This is a genomic window from Pseudomonas sp. B21-036 (assembly GCF_024748925.1).
GTDB classification, from domain to species: domain Bacteria; phylum Pseudomonadota; class Gammaproteobacteria; order Pseudomonadales; family Pseudomonadaceae; genus Aquipseudomonas; species Aquipseudomonas palmensis.
In genome coordinates, this window is record NZ_CP087178.1 from 2,777,895 (window position 1) to 2,798,381 (window position 20,487).

At 64.3% G+C, this 20,487-nt stretch carries 8 protein-coding genes; 4 read left to right on the forward strand and 4 right to left on the reverse strand.

Features of this window, described 5'->3' with window-relative positions; translation table 11 throughout:
* Nucleotides 1-151 precede the first annotated feature (151 nt).
* The 3 genes from LOY33_RS12405 to LOY33_RS12415 all read left to right on the forward strand — a co-directional run bounded on the left by LOY33_RS12405 (nucleotide 152) and on the right by LOY33_RS12415 (nucleotide 10,606).
* Nucleotides 152-1,048, forward strand: coding sequence for a LysR substrate-binding domain-containing protein (locus LOY33_RS12405; RefSeq protein WP_078480977.1), 897 nt, complete (start codon nucleotides 152-154; stop codon nucleotides 1,046-1,048).
* A 211-nt stretch (nucleotides 1,049-1,259) separates the two neighbouring features.
* Nucleotides 1,260-9,857 carry a glycoside hydrolase family 94 protein gene (locus tag LOY33_RS12410; RefSeq protein WP_258662834.1) on the forward strand — a complete coding sequence of 2,866 codons (8,598 nt, stop codon included), beginning with the start codon at nucleotides 1,260-1,262 and terminating at the stop codon, nucleotides 9,855-9,857.
* A gap of 26 nt (nucleotides 9,858-9,883) precedes the next feature.
* Nucleotides 9,884-10,606: a Crp/Fnr family transcriptional regulator gene (locus tag LOY33_RS12415; RefSeq protein WP_043862791.1), complete on the forward strand. Its 723-nt coding sequence runs from the start codon at nucleotides 9,884-9,886 to the stop codon at nucleotides 10,604-10,606.
* Between the two features lie 18 nt (nucleotides 10,607-10,624).
* Here the strand turns inward: LOY33_RS12415 and LOY33_RS12420 are convergent, their stop codons facing one another.
* The 3 genes from LOY33_RS12420 to LOY33_RS12430 are packed head-to-tail and all read right to left on the reverse strand — an operon-like array spanning nucleotide 10,625 to nucleotide 18,265.
* Nucleotides 10,625-15,697 carry an RHS repeat-associated core domain-containing protein gene (locus tag LOY33_RS12420; RefSeq protein ID WP_258662836.1) on the reverse strand — a complete coding sequence of 1,691 codons (5,073 nt, stop codon included), beginning with the start codon at nucleotides 15,695-15,697 and terminating at the stop codon, nucleotides 10,625-10,627.
* Complete coding sequence (locus LOY33_RS12425) at nucleotides 15,684-17,729, reverse strand: hypothetical protein (RefSeq protein ID WP_104572459.1); 2,046 nt, start codon at nucleotides 17,727-17,729, stop codon at nucleotides 15,684-15,686. Before LOY33_RS12425 ends, LOY33_RS12420 begins: the two co-directional genes overlap by 14 nt.
* Nucleotides 17,730-17,776: 47 nt before the next feature.
* Complete coding sequence (locus tag LOY33_RS12430; RefSeq protein ID WP_146095014.1) at nucleotides 17,777-18,265, reverse strand: hypothetical protein; 489 nt, start codon at nucleotides 18,263-18,265, stop codon at nucleotides 17,777-17,779.
* A 557-nt stretch (nucleotides 18,266-18,822) separates the two neighbouring features.
* Here LOY33_RS12430 and LOY33_RS12435 point away from each other — a divergent pair.
* Nucleotides 18,823-19,530: an MgtC/SapB family protein gene (locus LOY33_RS12435; protein ID WP_043862787.1), complete on the forward strand. Its 708-nt coding sequence runs from the start codon at nucleotides 18,823-18,825 to the stop codon at nucleotides 19,528-19,530.
* A gap of 6 nt (nucleotides 19,531-19,536) precedes the next feature.
* On the opposite strand, the gene LOY33_RS12440 is transcribed toward LOY33_RS12435, so the two are convergent.
* The gene (locus LOY33_RS12440) at nucleotides 19,537-20,454 is read right to left on the reverse strand and encodes a pyridoxal-phosphate dependent enzyme (protein WP_258662837.1); all 918 of its coding nucleotides are present in this window, start codon (nucleotides 20,452-20,454) and stop codon (nucleotides 19,537-19,539) included.
* Nucleotides 20,455-20,487: the final 33 nt, after the last annotated feature.

Here is a 20,487-nt window from a genome sequence, read left to right on the forward strand (position 1 = left end):
ATCCTGAGGCGATATATGACGCAGCGTCACATTCAAAACACGTATGCTTGGCAGCCAGGCAAGGTCTGCCGCATGCTTTATGGGGCTATGTTCCCGTGTGCGGCGCGGGCCTACAACTGAATTTCGTGTGACTTTTGCATGAGCTTTATGAATGAATCCAAGACGACTCACCCCTTCCATGTCGGTGCTTATCGCGTTTGAGGCCTCGGCGCGCCATGGCAGCTTCACCAAGGCGGCCGAAGAACTGGCACTGACCCAGAGTGCGGTCAGTCGCCAGGTGCAGGCGCTGGAGGCGCAACTGGAGGTGGCGTTGTTCAGCCGCGTGGGCCGGCATATCGAGCTCACCGCCGCCGGCGCCCTGTATCACCACGAGCTGGCCGCGGCCCTGGCCCGCATTCGCAACGCGACGCTGCAGACCATCGCCCACAAGGCCGGCGACGGGCCGCTGCACCTGGCGGTGCTGCCCACGTTCGGCTCCAAGTGGCTGCTGCCGCGCATGAATGACTTCTACCGCCGCCACCCCGGCGTGCTGGTGCACATGCATTCGCGCATTGCCCCGGCCGAGCAGGACAAGGATCAGATGCACGCCTTCATCAGTGTCGGCACCGGGCATTGGCCCGGTCATGTGGCGCATCGGCTGCTGTCCGAGACGCTGGTGGTGGTGGCCAGCCCTGGCGCCCTGCCCGGCTACGCCAGCCTGACGCCGGCGGACATCTCGCAGCAGGCCCTGCTCAGCGTGGTGTCACGCCCCCATGCCTGGGCCGACTGGTTCGAACAGAACGGCCTGCAGCACCGGGCCATGCGCATGGGGCCGGGCTTCGAGCTGACTGCCCACCTGATCCAGGCGGCGGTGGCCGGTATCGGCATCGGGCTGGTGCCACGCATTCTGGTGCAGGACGAGATCGCCAGCGGCGAGTTGGTGGCGTTGTTCGAGCCGGTGGACAGCGGGCGTGGCTACTACCTCACCTACGCCACGCGCTATCAGCAGTTGCCAGCGCTGCAGGCGTTCACCCAGTGGCTGCTGTCGGTCGAGTTTCCCGACAGCTGAGCGACCTTACCGGCGCCCTGTAGGAGCCGGCCTTGCCGGCGAAGGCACCGACGCCGTTGCCGCAAGGTGCGCGCTGCCCCTTCGCTGGCATGGCCAGCGCCTACCGGTTGCCGGGCACAAAGCCCACTGTGTTCGCTAGCGAACAGACGCCTGCGCCATGCGTCGCCACACTGGGGGCCAGACCCCGCGACGCGAGCACCTACAGGCCTTTATGGATAATTACTGGAGCCGTGCACGCGCCAGCCTGCGCAACGCAGGCCTTTGGCGCACCACACCCCGCAAGTTCGAATACGAAGCCATCCTGCGCTCCGAACTGTTCAGCGCCGAGCAGATGGCCGCCCACGGCACCTTTCTGGCCCAGCACCACGCCCTCAGCCCCCGCAGCGGCAAGGACACCCTGCTGGCACGGCTGGCCGACAACGAACGGACCCTGGCCAGCAGCTGCGCGGTGCTGATCGCCGAACAGCCCACCGCGCGACGGGTCACGCCGGCGGCCGAATGGCTGCTGGACAACTACTACCTGGTCGAAGAACACATCCGCATCGCCAAGACCCACCTGCCCAAAGGCTACAGCCGGGAGCTGCCACGCCTGGCCAACGGCGTGTCCAGCGGGCTGCCGCGGGTGTATGACATCGCCCTGGAAACCATCGCCCATGGCGATGGGCGCGTCGACGTGGACAGCCTGAGCCACTTCGTCGAGGCCTACCAGAGCGTCACCTCCCTGGCGCTGGGCGAGCTGTGGGCCATTCCGATCATGCTGCGCCTGGCGCTGATCGAAAACCTGCGCCGGGTCGCCTCGCGGGTCATGGCCAGCTGGGCCGACCGCAACCTGGCCAACGACTGGGCCGACCGCCTGCGCGAGACCGCCGGGCGCGACGCCAAGAGCGTGGTGCTGGTGCTGGCCGACATGGCGCGCTCGCAGCCGCCGATGACCGCCGCCTTCGTCGCCGAGCTCGCACGCCGCCTGCAAGGCCAGAGCGCCGCGCTGATCCAGCCGCTGACCTGGGTGGAGCAGATGCTCGCCGAATCCGGCCTGAGCATCGAGCGTCAGGTGCAGCTCGATGCCCAGCAGCAGGCAGCCGACCAGGTCTCGGTCAGCAACAGCATTGCCAGCCTGCGCCTGCTCGCCACCAGCGACTGGCGCGAATTCGTCGAGCACATGAGCCACGTCGAACGGGTGCTGCGCAGCGATCCTGCCGGCATCTACCCAGCCATGGACTTCGCCAGCCGCGATCATTACCGGCATGTCATCGAACGCCTGTCCCGGCACAGCGCACAGTCGCAGGCGGCAATCGCCCGCGCCGCCGTCGAACTGGCCGCCGGTGCGCCCAGCCCGCTGCCACACGCCAGCGCCACCACCCATGTGGGGTTCTACCTGGTCGGCGCCGGGCGAGCGCAGCTAGAGCGCCGCGTGCACGCCGGCGTGGCGCTGGGCGAGCGTTGGCGGCGACTGCTGCATCGCGCGCCACTCACGTTCTTCCTCGGCCCGGTGGCGCTGCTCACGCTGGGCCTGAGCGCACCGCTGCTGTACACCACGCTGCGCGATGGCTGGCCACTGGCAGTGCTGCTTGCGCTGGCCCTGCCCACGCTGGTGATGACCAGCCGCCTGGCCATCGACCTGGTCAACTGGCTGGTGACCCTGAGCGTGACGCCCCGCCTGCTGCCGCGCCTGGATTTCAGCGAGGGCCTGCCCGCTGAGGCGCGTACTTTGGTGGTGGTGCCCACCCTGATGGCCAATGCCGCCGATATCGAGGAGTTGGCAGAGGGGCTGGAAGTGCGCTTTCTGGCCAATCGTGACGATTACCTGCACTTTGCCCTGTTGACCGATTTTCTCGATGCGCCCAGCGAAACCCTGCCTGAAGACGCCGCGCTGATGGCCCTGGCCGCCAGCCTGATCGAGGGCCTGAACCACAAGTACCCGAACGATGCGCGCTTCGTGCTGCTGCACCGTCCGCGGCGCTGGAACCCCGCCGAGCAGGTGTGGATGGGCGTGGAACGCAAGCGCGGCAAGCTGGCCGGTCTCAATGCACTGCTGCGCGGGCACGGTGAGGGGCGCTTCATGTTGCAGGTGGGGGATGTCCAGGTGCTGGAGGCGGTACGTTACGTCATCACCCTGGACACCGACACCCAGCTGCCGCGCAATGCGGCCCGCCAGTTCGTCGGGGCCATGCAGCACCCGCTCAACCGCGCCCAGGCCGGCAGCGGCTACGCCATCCTGCAACCGCGGGTCGGCATCAGCCTGCCCAGCGCGGCGCGCTCGCTGTATGCGCGACTGTTCGGCAGCGACGCCGGCGTCGACCCGTACACCCGCGCAGTGTCGGACGTGTACCAGGACCTGTTCGAACAAGGCTCGTTCATCGGCAAGGGTATCTACGACGTGGATGCGTTCGAGCAGGCGCTGCAAGGCTGCCTGCCGGACAACCGCATCCTCAGCCACGACCTGATCGAGGGCTGCTACGCCCGCAGCGGGTTGCTCAGCGATGTTCAGGTGTTCGAAGAGTACCCGGCCCGCTACAGCGCCGACGTCAAGCGCCGCCACCGCTGGATTCGCGGGGACTGGCAACTGCTGCCGTGGGTGTTGCCCTGGGCGCCCACCGCTGGCGGCACCTATGCGCGCAACCGGCTGGATGCCCTGGCCCGCTGGAAGCTGTTCGACAACCTGCGCCGCAGCCTGGAGCCCGGTGCATTGCTGTGCCTGTTGCTGTGGGGCTGGCTGGCCTCGGGCCGGCCCGGGCTGTGGACCCTTGCCGCGCTGTTGCTGGTATTGACCCACGCGGTGCTCGGCACCCTGCTGGAGATGCTGCGCAAGCCTGTCGACGTACCCCTAGCGCAGCACCTGTGGGCGGCGCTGCGCGGCTGCGCCCTGCATTTCGCGCGCGCCGGCCTGCACCTGGCCTGGCTGCCGTATGAGGCCTACTACAGCCTTGACGCTATCGTGCGTACGCTGTGGCGCATGCTGGTCAGCAAGCAGCGCCTGTTGCAATGGAGCCCGTCACGGGAAGTCGAACGCACCAGTGTCAATCGTCTGGGGGCTCTGTACCGCAGCATGTGCAGCGCCCCGATACTGGCCCTGGTCGTGGGCCTGTGCCTGTGCCTGCTGCCCAGCCCCATGACCCTGGCCCTGGCGGCGCCCTTGCTGCTGGCGTGGCTGGCCAGCCCGGCACTGGCCTGGTGGATCAGCCGCCCCTCCCCGCGCGCGCACTTCGACCCCACTGCCGAAGACCTGCGCTTTCTGCGCAACCTTGCGCGCCAGACCTGGGCGTTTTTCGAGCAATACGTCGGCCCCGACGACCACTGGCTGCCCCCCGACAACGTGCAGGAACTGCCGGTTGCCCGCATTGCCCACCGCACCTCGCCCACCAACATGGGCATGGCATTGCTGGCCCACCTGGCCGCCCACGATTTTGGCTACCTTGGCGGCGGGCGGCTGCTCGAGCGCCTGCAGTCCATGCTCGACAGCATGGACGGGCTGGAGCGTCACCAGCGCCACTTCTACAACTGGTACGACACCCTCACCCTGAAACCCCTGCCACCTCTGTACGTCTCCACGGTGGACAGCGGCAATCTCGCCGGTCTGCTGCTGACCTTGAATCCCGGCCTGCTGGGCCTGGCCGACACACCGCTGGATGACCCGCGCCAGGCCCAGGGGTTGCTCGATACCCTGGAAGTCTTCGGCCAGGCCTTGACCAGTGCCGGCCTGCCCGCCACCGAGGTACAGGCGTTATGCCGGCGTCTGCTGGCACCTCAGCCACACGATCTGGCGCAGCTGCTGCAGGACGCACTCGACCTGCCGGCGCCCGCCGACGATCCGGACGCGCGCTTCTGGTTCGACAGCCTGCAACGTCAGTGCACCGAGCAGCGCGACGAACTGCTGCGTTTTGCCCTGCCTGCCACCAACGAACCGGGCGTGCGGCCGCCGACCGGTTGCTGGCGCGACCTGGCGCGGCTGGACGCCGAGCAGTGGTGCGCTGCCGATCGCCCGCAGGTGCTGCAGGTACAGGCCCTGGCCCGCCAGCGCATGCAGCAGGCGGCGCAGCTTGCCCAGCGCGTCGAGGCCATGGCCGACATGGACTTCGGCTTTCTCTACGATGCCCGCCGCGAGTTGTTCGTGATCGGCTACAACGTCGATGAGCGACGCCTGGACAGCGCCTTCTACGACCTGCTGGCATCCGAAGTTCGCCTGACCAGTTTCGTGGTCGTCGCCCAGGGCCAGGTGCCTCAGGAAAGCTGGTTTGCCCTGGGGCGCCTGCTGACCAGCAATGCCGGGGTGCCGGTGCTGCTGTCGTGGTCCGGCTCGATGTTCGAGTACCTGATGCCGATGCTGGTGATGCCCAGCTACGAAGGCACACTGCTCGACCAGACCTGCCAGGCGGCCGTCACCCGCCAGATCGAGCATGCCAGCCAGCTGGGCACGCCCTGGGGCGTTTCGGAGTCCGGCTACAACACCGTCGATGCGCACTTGAACTACCAGTACCGCGCCTTCGGCGTGCCGGGGCTGGGCCTCAAGCGTGGCCTGGGCGAGGACAACGTGGTCGCGCCCTACGCCAGTTCCCTGGCACTGATGGTCGCGCCCGCGGCCGCCTGCCACAACCTGCGGCGCCTGGCCAAGCAGGGGCTGGCCGGGCGGTTCGGGCTGTACGAGGCGGTCGACTACACCCCGGCACGCCTGCCCCCTGGCACCGATGCCGCCGTGGTGCGCTCGTTCATGGCACACCACCAGGGCATGAGCCTGCTGGCCCTGACCTCGCTGCTGCTGGGCCAGCCCATGCAGCGGCGCTTTGCCGCCGAGCCGGCCTTCCAGGCCTGTGCCCTGCTGCTGCAGGAGCGCGTGCCCAAACGCGCCACGCAATACCTGCATGCAGCCCAGGCGCCTACCGTCGACGATGCCAGCCAGGGCAATGAAACCAAGCTGCGCGTGTTCACCGACCCGGACCGTCGTCGGCCGGCCGTGCAACTGCTGTCCAACGGGCGCTACCACGTCATGGTCAGCAATGCCGGTGGCGGCTACAGCCGCTGCAACGACATGGCGGTAACGCGCTGGCGCGAAGACATCGCCAGCGACAGCCTTGGCACCTTCTGTTACCTGCGCGACGTGGCCAGCGGGCATTTCTGGTCCACGACCTACCAGCCCACCCAGCATCGCGCGCACAGCCAGGAAACCGTGTTCACCGATGCCCGCGCCGAGTTTCGCGTGCGCGAGTTCAACTTCGACTGCCACACCGAGATCGTGGTGTCCCCCGAGGACGATATCGAGCTGCGTCGCCTGCACCTGACCAACCGCGCCCGTACCCGGCGCACCCTGGAGCTGACCAGCTACGCCGAAGTGGTGCTGGCCTCGGCCATCAGCGATGCGCTGCACCCGGCGTTCAGCAAGCTGTTCGTGCAAACCGAGCTGGTGCGACCGCTGCAGGCGATCCTGTGCAGCCGGCGTCCGCGTGCCAGTGACGAAGCCGTGCCGTGGATGTGCCACCTGCTGGCAGCCCACGGGGCGGACATCGAGCAGATCTCCTACGAAACCGACCGTGCCCGCTTCATCGGCCGCGGCCGCACCCTGCAGGCGCCGGCCGCGCTGACGGACACCTGCGAGCAGCTGTCCGGCACTGCCGGTGCGGTGCTCGACCCGGTCGTGGCCATCCGCTGCCGTATCAGCCTGGAGCCTGGCCAGAGCGCCACCATCGACCTGGTCACCGGGGTGGCCGACAGCCGCGAGGCCTGCCTGCACCTGATCGACAAATACCGCGACCGGCACCTGGCCGACCGGGTGTTCGACCTGGCCTGGACCCACAGCCAGGTGCTGCTGCGCCAGCTCAACACCTCGATGGCCGATGCCCGGCTGTTCGAGCAGATGGCGGCCTCGGTGCTGTATGCCAACCCTGCATTGCGCGCCGAAAGCGCCGTGCTGGCCAGTAACCGGCGTAGCCAGTCGGGGCTGTGGGGCCAGGCGATCTCCGGCGACCTGCCCATCGTGCTGGTGCAGATCGCCGACCCGGCCAACATCGAGCTGGTGCAGCAGATGGTCCAGGCCCATGCCTACTGGCGCCAGAAAGGCCTGGTGGTGGACCTGGTGATCTGGAACGAAGACCAGGCCGGCTACCGCCAGCAACTGCAGGACCTGATCATGGGCCTGGTGACCTCCGGGGTCGAAGCGGCCCTGCTGGACCGCCCCGGCGGCATCTTCGTGCGTCCTGCGCAGCAGCTGTCCAGCGAAGACCGCACGCTGATGCGCTCGGTGGCACGCCTGATACTCAACGACAGCCATGGCAGCCTGGCCGAGCAGGTCCACCGGCGGCGCATCGAGCCGGCCCTGGCGCCGTTCACCCCCAGCCTGCTGCAAGGGCCGCAGAGTGCCGGCTACACGCTGCAGCCGCTGGCCATGGCGCCCACGCTGGGCAACGCCTACGGCGGCTTCAGCGCCGACGGCAGTGAATACATCATCAATCATCGCCCGGGCCAGCCGACCCCGGCACCCTGGGTCAACGTGCTGGCCAACCCCGGGTTCGGCAGCATCGTCTCGGAAACCGGCGGTGCCTACAGCTGGTACGAAAACGCCCACGAGTACCGTTTGAGCCCCTGGCACAATGACCCGGTCAGCGACCCCGGCGGCGAAGTGCTGTACCTGCGCGACGAAGATTCCGGGCAGGTCTGGTCGCCGACCCCGGCGCCCTGCCCGGGCAGCGGCGCCTACCGAACCCGCCACGGCTTTGGCTACAGCGTGTTCGAGCATGTGCAGGACGCCATACACAGTGAGCTGTGGGTGTTCGTGGCGCTGGATGCGCCGGTCAAATTCTCGCGCCTGGTGCTGCGCAACACCGGCGATCGTGCGCGACGCCTGTCAGCGACCTGCTACGTGGAATGGGTGCTGGGGGACTTGCGCAGCAAGTCGGCCATGCACGTCGTCACCGAAGCCGACCCGTTCAGTGGCGCACTGTTTGCGCGCAACGCCTACTCCATCGAATTCTCGGGTCGCGTGGGGTTTCTGGACTGCGACTGGCCCCAGGCCGGCCTCAGTGGCGACCGGGTCGAGTTTCTGGGGCGCAACGGTACCCTGGCCGACCCGGCAGCCCAGCGCCGGGCGCGCCTTTCGGGGCGCCTCGGCGGCGGCATGGACCCCTGTGGTGCGTTGCAGGTAAGCGTCGAGCTGGCGCCTGGTGAAAGCCGCGAAGTGGTGTTCCGCCTGGGCGCCGAGCAGGACGCCAAGGCCGCCACCCGGCGGGTGCAGCAGTACCGCGGCGTACGCGCCGCCAACGTCGAACTGGCGCGGGTCACGCAGCACTGGCGCACCACCCTGGGCAGCCTGCGCATCCACACCCCGGAGCCTGCGCTGGACGTGCTGGTCAACGGCTGGCTGATGTACCAGGTGATTGCCTGTCGCTTCCATGCCCGCAGCGGCTATTACCAGTCCGGCGGTGCATTTGGCTTCAGGGACCAGTTGCAGGACAGCATGGCCATGGTGCACGCCGACCCTGCCAGCAGCCGCGCCCACCTGCTGCTGTGTGCCCGCCACCAGTACGTGCAGGGCGACGTGCAGCACTGGTGGCACCCGCCGATGGATCGCGGCGTGCGAACACGTTGCAGCGACGACATGCTCTGGCTGGCCCTGGCCACCAGCCGCTATGTGCAGATCACTGGTGACACTGCGGTGCTGAACGAGCCCGTCGGCTATCTGGACGGTCGCGCACTCAACAACGGCGAGGAGTCCTACTACGACCTGCCCGGTCATTCGCCCCTGCAAGAGCCCCTCTACCAGCATTGCCAGCGCGCGCTGGAGCACGGCCTTTGCGTCGGGGCCCACGGCTTGCCGTTGATGGGCAGCGGCGACTGGAACGACGGCATGAACAAGGTGGGCGAGCACGGCATCGGCGAAAGCGTATGGCTGGGCTTTTTCGCCCACGAGGTGCTGCGTCGGTTCGCCGAAACGGCGCAGTTGCATGGCGACGCCCGCTTTGCCCAGCGCTGCGGCGAGCAGGCGCTGCGGCTGCGCAGCAACCTGCAGGCCCATGCCTGGGACGGCGCCTGGTACCGGCGTGCGTATTTCGACAATGGCCAGCCCCTGGGGTCGGCCAGCAACCAGGAGTGCCGCATCGACTCCATCGCCCAGAGCTGGTCGGTACTGTCGGGCGCCGCGCCCCTGGATCACTGCCGCAGTGCCATGGCGTCGCTGGACCGCCACCTGGTGCGGCGTGATATCGGCATCGTGCTGCTGCTGGACCCGCCGTTCGACAAGGGCACGCTCGACCCCGGCTACATCAAGGGCTATGTACCGGGGGTTCGTGAAAACGGTGGCCAGTACACCCACGCCGCCGTGTGGGCGAGCATGGCGTTCGCCCGCCTGGGCGACGGCGCCCGCGCCTGGGAACTGATGCGCATGATCAGCCCCCAGAGCCAGGGCCATGCCACCCGCATCGACACCTACAAGGTGGAGCCCTACGTGATGGCGGCGGATGTCTACGGTGTGGCGCCCCATGCCGGGCGCGGCGGCTGGAGCTGGTACACCGGTGCGGCCGGATGGATGTACCGGCTGATCGTCGAATCGCTGCTGGGGGTGGAGCGCCAGGGCAGCACACTGCTGCTGCAACCGCTGCTGCCGCCAGAATGGTCGGGCTTCAGCCTGCAGTACCGGTATGGCGCCAGCGTTTATCACATCGATGTGCACCACGGCACACAGGCCGTACAGGTGCTGAGCCTGGATGGCGGGGTGATCGACGGCACAAGCCTGTCGCTGGTCGATGATGGCGCCGAGCATCAGGTCACCTTGCTGTGCGCTGCATCGGCAACCGCGACGTTACCCTTGCTAAAGGGAGTACCCTAGGGCCTTACCCTATGGATGCCGGCCCCATGTCCCATGATCCAGCCAGCGGGCAGAACCATCTGCTCGCCGCCCTGCCCGACCCGGTACGCGAGCGGCTGCTGCCGCACCTTGAGCAGGTTGCCTTGCCGCTGGGCAAGGTGATCTACGAGCCGGGCGACAGGCTGACGCATGTGTACTTTCCCACCGATGCCATCGTTTCGCTGCTGTATGTCATGGAAAACGGCGCCTCGGCGGAGATCTGCGTGGTGGGCAATGAGGGGCTGGTGGGCATTGCGGTGTTCATGGGCGGCGAAAGCACCTCCAACCGTGCCGTGGTGCAAAGTGCCGGGCTTGCCTGGCGCTTGCCGGGCCAGCGGCTCAAGGACGAGTTCGACCGCCATGGCGAGCTGTTGCTGCTGATGTTGCGCTACACCCAGTCGCTGATCACCCAGATGGCACAGACCGCCGTGTGCAATCGCCACCACTCGATCGATCAGCAGTTGTGCCGCTGGCTGCTGCTGTCGCTGGACCGCCTGACCGGTAACGAGCTGAACATGACCCAGGAGCTGATCGCCAACATGCTGGGCGTGCGCCGCGAAGGCGTCACCGATGCGGCCGGCAAGTTGCAGCGCCTGGGGGTGATCGAGTACAGCCGCGGGCACATCAAGGTGCTCGATCGGCCGCAGCTGGAACGACTGAGTTGTGAATGCTATGCGGTGGTGCGCAGTGAAACCCAACGCCTGTTGCCCTACTTGCCGTTACGTACCTAGTTTTCCATACCCAATACCCTACGGTACGTAACTCGTCACCGGTGCCAGGTTCTTGTAGAACCTCAATGCCTGATCATTTATTCCAAAGCAAAAGCCGAGAATCACATGGCTGTCGTTATTGTTCAGGTAGCGGCCAAACTCCACCTCCGTCATTCCCTTGAGGTCGACTACCCTCACTCTTCCTCCCACTGCGCCACCATGGGTCGCCGTATCCGATAGGAAAAAATCTGAATTGATCAAGGTTGATCTGCGGATGCCATTACTGGCCCAGTTGGCTCCATCGGGTGCGCCGTGAGAGCCCGAAAAAATCAAGATCTCCCGTGGAACGGCATTCACACTCGTTCTACGGCGGAAATAATTCAGGGGCGTATTGAAGTTTTTTCCTGCAACGGGGCGGTTGCTACCGAAGATGATTTTATCCTGCCCCGTCGAAAAGCTTTTCCAGGCCGCCTTCGGTGCCGAACTCAGGGGTTGCGTGGTCACAGTCGGCAGGCTGGAAAACTTCGAAGCGCTTCTTTTCAGCAGTTGACCATTGCGCAGGCCACCCACTAGGCGATTGGCCTTCGCGGCAACTTTTGGCGCAGACGACCCAATCGACATACCTAACGAAGCCAGGCCTGTTCCGAACGATATCCAGCCCAGAATGCCAGCAGCCTTTTCGTTGCCACTGGCCTCAAGCGCCATCGACGCAGCTCCGCTACCCAGGGCAATGGCTTCCACCGCTACCGCTGCCACCGATACGGCTCCTGCAATGGATGTGGTGGCCACTGCCGCGACAGCGCCTGCCGCAGCACCTGCAGTACTCGCACCGGCACCGAGCAAAGCTGTGTACGCCGCACCTACCGCAGGCGCTGCGGTGCCGGCAGTCACGACCACTGCAATCGCCCCCATCACCAGCCCGATACCAGCCACGACCCAGTTCCACCACGCATGCCCGTCCGGGTCAACGCGGTTGACCGGGTCGCCGCTGCAGTACGCATAGCGGTTCAAGCCGCCCGCACCATCGGGGCTTGCACTGTCGGGGCTGAGGAACATGAACAGGCACGGGTCGTAAGGGCGGTTGCTGCCGGGCATGTACAACAGACTGTCGGTTTCGCGCACTTCACCGGCGTAGCCCACCCTGCTTTGCGCGGTGCCGTTGTCCAGGCCATGTGCGCTGTAACCCACAAAGCAATTGCTCTCGCCGGTTTCAATCTGCACGCTGCCTTGCCCATCGCTGGCGCTGATCATAACCGTGCGTACCGCCTGGCTCAGCAGGGTCTGGGCGAACACGGTGCTGCCGGCACGCATCAAGGTCAACCAGCCCTGGTCGCTCTGCTCGTTGACCATACGCTGGCCGTCATAAAAACGGTGGCTCGTGGTGCCATTGACGCGGGTCTCGATCAGACGGCCCAGCGGGTCATACGCATAGTCGCAGGTACTGGTGCCGTCCTCCCGGCGCGTCAGGTGCCCCTGGCTGTCCCAGGACAATGCCCGCCACAGTTGTCCGTCATGCCGCTCCCTTGTCAGTTGACCAGCGGCGTCGTATTCAAGGTCGATGATCAGAGCCTGCGGCCAGCTGTGGGTGATCTGAACCGGACGATCTGCAGCCACATCGCTGTCGTAGGCGAACCTCATGTGGTTGCATTGACCATTCTCGTACTCGGTGTCGATCTGTTCATAACCGTCGAGCGCATTGAAACAGAACGTCTGGCGACGAATGCGCTGCCCGGTGCGGGGGTCGGTGACCAGATGAGGCCCTTGCGTGGTGGCTTCGACCAGGCGATTGCGCACGTCGTAGCGGTAGTGCTCTTCGCTCAACAAGGTAGCCTGCTCCGCCTCCAGCGATTCCCACGTGCGTGTCGCCACCTGATCCTGCTGGGTCCAGCTCAAGCGCTGGCGAAAGCGCTGCATACCCGAGATACCATGGCACACCCATGTCCGGGTGCACTCACGGCCCAGGAGGTCGTAGGTCAGGGTCTGCTGCTGGGACTGGCCGTGCTGGCCGTCGGTGGTGAGGGTCTGCGCCAACCGACCGAATGCGTCGTAGCCCAGTTGCAAGGCCAGCGGGCCGCAGTGCTGGCCACTGATACGCCCCACGGCATCGTAGGTGCAGTAAGTCATCTGGCCGTGTACATCGGCAAACGACAGCACGCGACCGTTCAACGAATACTGCCAGCCGCAGGTATGGGGCTGTCCTGCATGGTGCCAGTGCTCGGCACTGGTCACACCCGAGGCGGTGAAATCCCAAGCTATCTGCCCCAGCCCGCCGGTGGCCCGGGTAAGGCGACCGTGGGGCGGGCTGTAGGTGAAGGTACTTTCACTGTTTTCGCTCGGCCGCGCGATGCGCTTGAGCTGATAATCCAGCTCGGGTTCATAGCCGAAGTGCGTGACACTGCCGTTGGAGCGTGTGAGTGCTTCGGGAGGAATCTGCCCCGGCACATACGCCAGGATTTCCTGCTGCCCGCCGCAATCGCGCGTCAGGGGGCGATCCAGGCCATCGAACGTCTGCTTGAGCAGCAGCGTCTCGCGGGTTGCGGTGCATAGTGAAAGGGTTGCAATGGCATCGCCATCGCTGTGGGGGGCGAAGCGCCATTTCACGCGGCTGTGGTCTTGCAGGGTACGCTGCGCGACCCGGCCGTCACGGTCGTAGACGGTGGACGTGGTGCGCTGCTCGCCATCGGGCGTTTCTATCGTATGGGCTACCGGACGCTGAAGCGCATCGAGTGTCCAGCGCTCCCGGCGCAACAACGGGCCACCCCCAGGCTCATGCAGCTCCACACGTTCGACACTGCCGCTTGCATTCAGGTACAGCGTGGTGCGAGGCCCTTGCTCCCCGGTGGCGCTCTGTTGCCAGGACACTTGGGTACGCTGGATGGGGTCGTGCTTTGTATGGTCCACCGTGCCGTCTGCATGCTGCACCCGGCATGCGGAGCCCCAGTCATCGTAGGCGGTGAGCACCGTACTGCTACAAAACGGGGTGTTCTGGGCGGCAGCCCAGTCCTGCGAGGTCTCACTGGTGACATTGCCCTGTACGTCGTAGGTCACTCGGCGCACTTCACGCAGGGGGGCACCGGGGCTGTCCAGAAACTCGAGCAGTTCGCGCACCGGGCGTCCCTGACCATCCAGCTCCACACGCAGGCGCTGGCCGTTGCTGTCGGTCTGCTCGACGTACACCGTTCGATCACGCTGCAGGCCAACCAGCTGGTAGGTACAGCGGGTGCTGGTCGCATACGGCGTGTTCGCGCTTTCTATGCGGCGTATGGTGCGGCCCAGTGCGTCGTGGTCAAAACGGGTCACGGTACCGTGTTCGTTGCGTTCTTCGATGGTCAGGCCCGTCAGCACGTGGCGCAGGGTCGATGAGCTGATTACCAGGTGGTCATGGCTGATCCGTTGCTGGGTTTCGCACAGCAACGGGCCTTCGAAGGTGCGCAGGAAATTCGTGGTGGCGGCGTAGCCGTTGTAGAGCGTGACACTGGATATCGGTAGGCCATGGAACGGGCTGTCGGCTGCCTGCTCGACACGCTGCAGGATTCTGGCCGTTTCAACTTCCCCGCTATCAATCGCTTCCCGAGCCACTTCGCTGTCCAGCACCAGGTGCTGTCGATCCTCTGCCTGGCGCTTGTGCAGCCTGACGTAGGCATAGTCGGTGTGCGCCACATGACCCGCTGACCGTGCATCGGGTGCCGGGGCAGTAGTGGTGAAGCGCTTGAGCCAGCGCACGAACCTTCCCCCGTCATCCGGGCAGCCCTGCGCGCCACCCAGCGGATAGTATTCGCGGCTTTCGCTGCGCCCATCGGCGAATCGCTGGTTCAGTACATTGCCATAGGCATCGTATTCGCACGTGTCGCGTTCCTCCCTGAACCGGTTGCCGGTTTCATAGCGGGTAATGCGGGCAATCGGCAGCTGACACCAGGCCGGCTGGTCGTCCCAACCCACTGCAGGGTCGTCTGCGTACACGCTCTGCTGGCAAACCCTGCACTCGCCGCGCACGGTCAACTTCTGCGTCTGCAGGTGATAGTGATTCCAGGTGTATTCGACACTTTGCACCTTGCGCCCCTGTTCGTCGTGCAGGGTTTGCAGGCATCCATAGTCATAACGTGGCAGAAGATAGAGGTTGTCCTTGCCGTCTGCCCATTCACCTGCCGAGACACCCCCGTAGCCAAAGCAGTTGTTGGAGCCGATCAGGGCGTAGGTGGTGTAGGCCACCGGCTGGGCCGCACCGGGGTCGTGCCGATGCGTGGACACCCTGGGCAAAGCGGTCAGCGGCGCGCCCTGTGGCAGCCGAAGCCCATTGTTCCCCGTGGCGTAATCGACTTCGTCCGTGCTGCCCAGCGGCCCCAGCACCTTGCTCGGGAACAGCAATCGGCTTTGCGGATCCTGCCAATAAGTGAAGGCCCAGCGGTTGCCGCCATCAGGCAGGATCAGCTCATTGAGCCGGTCACTTCGCAGCAGCGTGACGACTGTGGTGCTGTCAGAACCCGGAAACATCACGAAGCGGGTTTCATCCCTATCATGCTGGACGTCCAGCAACAGACGCTGCTCGTCGCGGATGGTCCACAGCAGGTAGGGGCCACTGCCTGCAAGCCATTCAAGGTACGCGCGGCGCCCCTGGGCAGAAACGATCTGCTTGAGCATGGCCATGCCGCTGTTGTCCTGGACCTCGAGGTACTCGCAGACGCCATCCTTGTAGTCGATGCGAAAGCAGCGAGCCCTGTCGTCAACGGTGAACACCTTGAACGAACACAGCTTCTGGTCTTCGAACACCAGTTGCCCGCCCTTGCTCAAATCCGAACGGTCGCTATCGAACTTGAACGTGTCGCCCGAATTGATCCGTAGCTGACCGGTATTGAAATCAAGCATGGACAACCCGAGCGTCCAGCCGAGGCCATACCCGCTGTCGGTGTGCGAGCCCAGTGGGCTGAAATGCAGCGCAGGTTGAATGACCGGCCCGGCAAGGTGGTTGGCGTGCAGTGCCGGCAGCTCGCAAGCCAGCGTGAACTGGCTGGTTCTGGGGTCCACGCCGGTGCTTACATGGCTCAGAAAATTACTCGCCTGGGTGTAGAGCGCGCCGGCGCGCAGGCGCCGGGTAACGTCGTCAGGCCTCGTCATCCGTGGCGCTCCGGCTTTCGGCACCCGTTGCCAGCGACAGCCGCAGGCTGCGTGAGCCGGACGCAGAGGTATCGGCGTAATGGATCATCAAGGTGTGGTCGTTGCCATACGCGTCAACGAACAACAGCGGGCGCGGGCCACCTTGCTCTCGGGAGGACTGGCTATGAAACGGTATGTTGTTGCCCCCCTGAAGTACCACAACGACGCTCTGCGGGCGTATCCTTGACACGCTGGGCACTGGCCTGAAGTCGTCGCCCAGCTCGATCAGAGGGTTGTAGGACACCTCGCTGTGGCCCGGGGCGGCGTAGCCGACGTGGGAGGCCCGGGTGTCACTGGGCGAACGCACGGCCCACTGGATCATCCCGAAACCCGTAGGTTCCACGGCACGCAAGGCCACCCAGGTGCTCAGCACATATTCCCAGATGAAAAGATCGGAATTTCCCTCACCGCCTATCAGTTCCCGCTCAAAGCTGTAGTCGTCAAGGCCGAACACAGGGATGGGCTTTGTGCTGATATCGACGTGCTCGTCGAAACTGGTTTCGCTGCCGTCCGTGACGTAGAAGTACTCTTCAGCGCCCTGTATGCGGGTGATGCCCGCCCAAAGGGTGACATTGGTGCCCGCAAGGGCACGGGAATGCACGTAGAACCGGCGGGTGTAGACGGCAAGTGCTTCGCCCTCTGAAACTGCATGCGCGCTGGCCTGTGCTGACGTGGCTGGGTAGTAGTCGTAGGCGTTGCGTACCGTCCTGTAGAACCATTGGGCTTGCCCGTTATCCTCGCACTGCAGCGCAGTGTAGGTACCGTCATCGTTGCGTAGCAGCAGGCACACGCTGTCGAGCTCTTGCTGGGAGACGTCCTGATTGGTGCGTGGCTGTATTTCCACTACAACTTCCACCTGCTGGCGCAGATTCGGGTAAAGGTGTCCCGTTGGCGAGCCTAGTCTCATACGTATCTGCGACAGCCAACTCCCCAATGGTGGCGCAGCTCGCGAAGATGCAAGCGCCTCGAATGATCGGGGAGGCACCCCTTCAACGGTCAAGGTATACCCCCACGGTGCCTGGTTGCTTGCATTCGGGTCTTCGGAATGCAGGTGCACCGACAGATCGAAGCGGTTGCCATAGACATCCATGCCGTAGGTGTAGCTTTGCTGGAGTCTCTTCAGAACGACGTTGAAGTAGGCGATCATGCCCACCGCAATACAGATTGCGTCACGCGGTGATCTCAGGGGGCTGAGAAGGTCGTAGTAGGCCATCATCATTTCGGTTGAGCCCACGATCGTGGGGGTCGATGCCGTGCTGTTGGGGGCTCCGATGCAGGTTGCCTTGTTCAAGTGGAGCGACGATCCATAGGCGGGTTGTTGCATGCTGTGGATCTTCACGACATTGGCGGTTCGTGGGTTCTGCAATGTAACGTAGGTATTTTCGACACGTGCCGCACGCCCTCCGGCCTCTGAGGAGGCGCCCTGGAACACCACCACAGGCCTGGATACGACCAACCCGTGCCCTACCCTGTATTGCGTTGGTTCTACAGCCTCTATCTGAACGCTGCTATTGAAACGCCCTCCTTCGCCTTGGCCACCATACGGGACATCAAGATTGTTGGTCGTCCAGACTCTGCTTTGCACTCTGATCCTGGCTGCAAACTTGAACACCGTGCGCGCATCAACACTGGGGTCCAAATGCAGGTAGCGTACAAAGGTCTGATAGTCATTGCTGTCAGTATGTTTTTTTTTTGAAGTCTTGCCACTTCTGACGGTGCCTTCATCATAAGGCAGTATCCCGGTTTCGGGCGGCTGCGTCCCAGAAACCCACCCCCCGGGCGCGGTGGTATACGGAATTATCTCGAGGCCGCCAACTGGTAACAGTACCACTTCGCCATACGAGTTACGGGCTTGTAAGGTTATGATCACTTTTGATTTTTGACGACCATTCGCGAACAGATGTGCTTTGGCATTCTGTTGCCCTCTGAACGCATCTGCCTCGATCAGAAAATAACTCAAGGTTGCAACTGCAGTGTCTGTAACGTGGGCCATGATGTCGCTTCCTGCGGTTGAGTGGAACGGGTTGCCGGGAGTGGGCTTTATCCATCGGCTGATACATAGACGCAGGACACCTTGCCCTCCAGCTTCCCATCCTTGAAGCCCTCGGAGATGATGCCCCGGGTTACCTCCTGGCCAATAGCGACATAATGGGCCTTTGAAACACTTATTTTTGCAGTCATCTGACCATAGATCGGATTGACGATTTTATAGTGCGAATAGGACTCATCCGAATTGCAGTGCCCGGCATTGTAAATGCCGAACCTTACGCCATCCCGAGGGTTTTCAACGGCGAAGTTATACATCTCGTCATTGTCGCAATCATTGTTGGCAAAGCGATGCATGCCGACGGTCATCTGGATAGTGCATCCCCCGCTGTTTTTCTTGTACAAATGCAACACTGAAATACCCTGTGGTGCAGGAGGAGGCGTTGTGGACTTATTCATGAAAAGGATGATGACCAGCGAGAGCACAATCATTATCACGAAAAGCGTGAAAGCAATAAGGGTGCGCGAAAAATGGAGGTTCATGAGGATGCCCTTTATCTGGCAGCGTGGCATTCAGAGTGTAAGATCACTGCCCTCCCGGTCAAGTTGCTAGTTAAACAAGTTCATGCTGAGCACCTGTGTTTTCAGACTGGTAATATTGCCAGTTGCAAGGCATGAAACGTGTATGGCAACACTGGGCACATCGAGTGAAAGTTACGCGTGCTGAACCCTCTGCCCAGGCTGGCACACTCATTCACTTGCAACAAAAGCCTTGACCGGCTCGCACCATGGCGTTACGTTCTCGCCCGCATTTTTGCAAGCCTGCACAGGAGTCCTGCATTGGACAGTTGCCCTAGTCGATTGCGACAGGTACAGCCGGCGAGCTAGTCCAGCAGACCCTTCTGCCACTGCTCGCCGAACACGGTGGTCAGTGGCGATCCGCATCCCTGGCGGGATGACGCATCTTCATTTCCCCTCCCCGCTTGACGCCCCTCATCGTGACGAGGTGTGTCGGCTGCTCGTACCCGTTGCCATCCCCGAAATCTTTACGCGCACAAGTGCGCTGACGCCGGCTGTCTGCCGGTGCCTTGAGGTGGTTCATGGATTGGAAAGTATTCTTGCTGCGCGTGGCTGTCGCGCTGGTACTGGGGGCGCTGATCGGCGCTGAACGTCAACTGCGTCAGCGCCTCACCGGGCTGCGCACCAATGCGCTGGTGAGCACCGGCGCCTGCCTGTTCGTGCTGGTGACCCAGGCCGTACCGGGCATGCTCCCGGCCGACGCTTCGCGGGTGGCGGCCTATGTGGTGTCGGGCATCGGTTTTCTGGGCGGTGGCGTAATCATGCGCGACGGCATGAACGTGCGCGGCCTGAACACCGCTGCCACGCTGTGGTGTACCGCCGCCGTCGGTGTGCTGTGCAGCCTGGGGCTACTGCTTGAGGCGAGCCTGGGCAGCCTGATGGTGCTATGCGCCAACATCCTGCTGCGTGACATCGCCCAGCGGCTGAACCAGCAGGATGTGTTACCGGCCAGCGAGGCCGAGCAGCGTTACGAGGTGCGCATCGTATGCCGCGCCGAAGACGAGATCCAGGTACGCAGCCTGATGCTGCACAGCTTTGGTAGCAGCGGCCTGCGCCTGCAATCACTGCACAGTGAAGACCTGCCCAACCCGGCCAAGCTGGAGGTGCGGGCCGAGTTGATGGGCGACCCGCAGGCGCCCTCGCAGCTCGAGCACCTGGCCAGCCGGGTGAGCCTTGAGAAAGGCGTCAGTTCGGTACGCTGGCAGGTATTCGAGCTGGCGTCGGACTGACCCGCTTCAGCAACTGGCGCGCCACTCGCGGATCTGTTCGTGGGTGGCCGTCACCCCGCCGCACACCACCACCAGCACCGACTGATATGCCTTGAGTGCCTCACTCGGTGCATAGGCCAGCGCCAGCGCTGCACCACAGGCCGGCTCCACCAGGATACGGTGGTCGAGCAGAAAACGTTCGCAGGCATCCAGCGCCTGAGCGTCAGTCACCACATGGCTGTGAATCGTCCGTTGCTGGCTGAGTTCGAAGGCCTGCTGGCATACCTGCTTGGCCCCCAGCGAGGTCGCCACGCTGGTCACTGCGGGCAGGGCCGTCGGGGCCTTGCTGGCCATCGCGGCAGCCAGCGAGGCGGCGCCGTCGGTCTCCACGGCAAATACCGGCACGTCAGCCCAGTCGTTACGTGCCAACCCCTCGCACACCCCGGCCAACAGGCCGCCCCCGCCCACCGAGAGCACGATCGCATCGGGCTTGAACCCACTGATGACCACCTCGTCGATCAGGCTGGCATGGCCTTGCCATAGCAGCGGATCGTCGAAGGGGTGGATGAAGGCCGCGTCGTCGGTGAGCAGCGATTGCGCATAGGCATTGGCCTCGTGCCAGGCGCTGCCGTGCACGATGACCTCGGCGTCCTCCTGGCGAATCAGCTGCCTGGCGCGCTCGGTGGTGGTTTGCGGCACCACCACGGTCACCGGCAAGCCCAGGCAGCGGCCCGCATAGGCCACCGCAATACCGGCGTTGCCCCCCGACGAGGACACGAAGCGGCGCTTGCCTTGCCTGGCATAGGCCTGGCAAGCCAGGCCCACGCCACGCAGCTTGAACGAGCCACAGGGCTGCAGGGCGTCGAGCTTGAGCCACACGTCCTGGCCGCTGGCCAGGCTGAGCGGGCGCGAAGGTACCAAAGGGGTTTCGAGATGCAGGGACATACCAGGCTCCAGGTCAGGCCAGTTCGACGATCG

Excerpts from the sequence above, each read along its gene's own strand:
- LOY33_RS12405 (WP_078480977.1), top strand. The coding sequence starts at position 152 with ATGAATCCAAGACGACTCACCCCTTCCATGTCGGTGCTTATCGCGTTT.
- LOY33_RS12410 (WP_258662834.1), top strand. The coding sequence starts at position 1,260 with ATGGATAATTACTGGAGCCGTGCACGCGCCAGCCTGCGCAACGCAGGC.
- LOY33_RS12415 (WP_043862791.1), top strand. The coding sequence starts at position 9,884 with ATGTCCCATGATCCAGCCAGCGGGCAGAACCATCTGCTCGCCGCCCTG.
- LOY33_RS12420 (WP_258662836.1), bottom strand. The coding sequence starts at position 15,697 with ATGACGAGGCCTGACGACGTTACCCGGCGCCTGCGCGCCGGCGCGCTC.
- LOY33_RS12425 (WP_104572459.1), bottom strand. The coding sequence starts at position 17,729 with ATGGCCCACGTTACAGACACTGCAGTTGCAACCTTGAGTTATTTTCTG.
- LOY33_RS12430 (WP_146095014.1), bottom strand. The coding sequence starts at position 18,265 with ATGAACCTCCATTTTTCGCGCACCCTTATTGCTTTCACGCTTTTCGTG.
- LOY33_RS12435 (WP_043862787.1), top strand. The coding sequence starts at position 18,823 with ATGGATTGGAAAGTATTCTTGCTGCGCGTGGCTGTCGCGCTGGTACTG.
- LOY33_RS12440 (WP_258662837.1), bottom strand. The coding sequence starts at position 20,454 with ATGTCCCTGCATCTCGAAACCCCTTTGGTACCTTCGCGCCCGCTCAGC.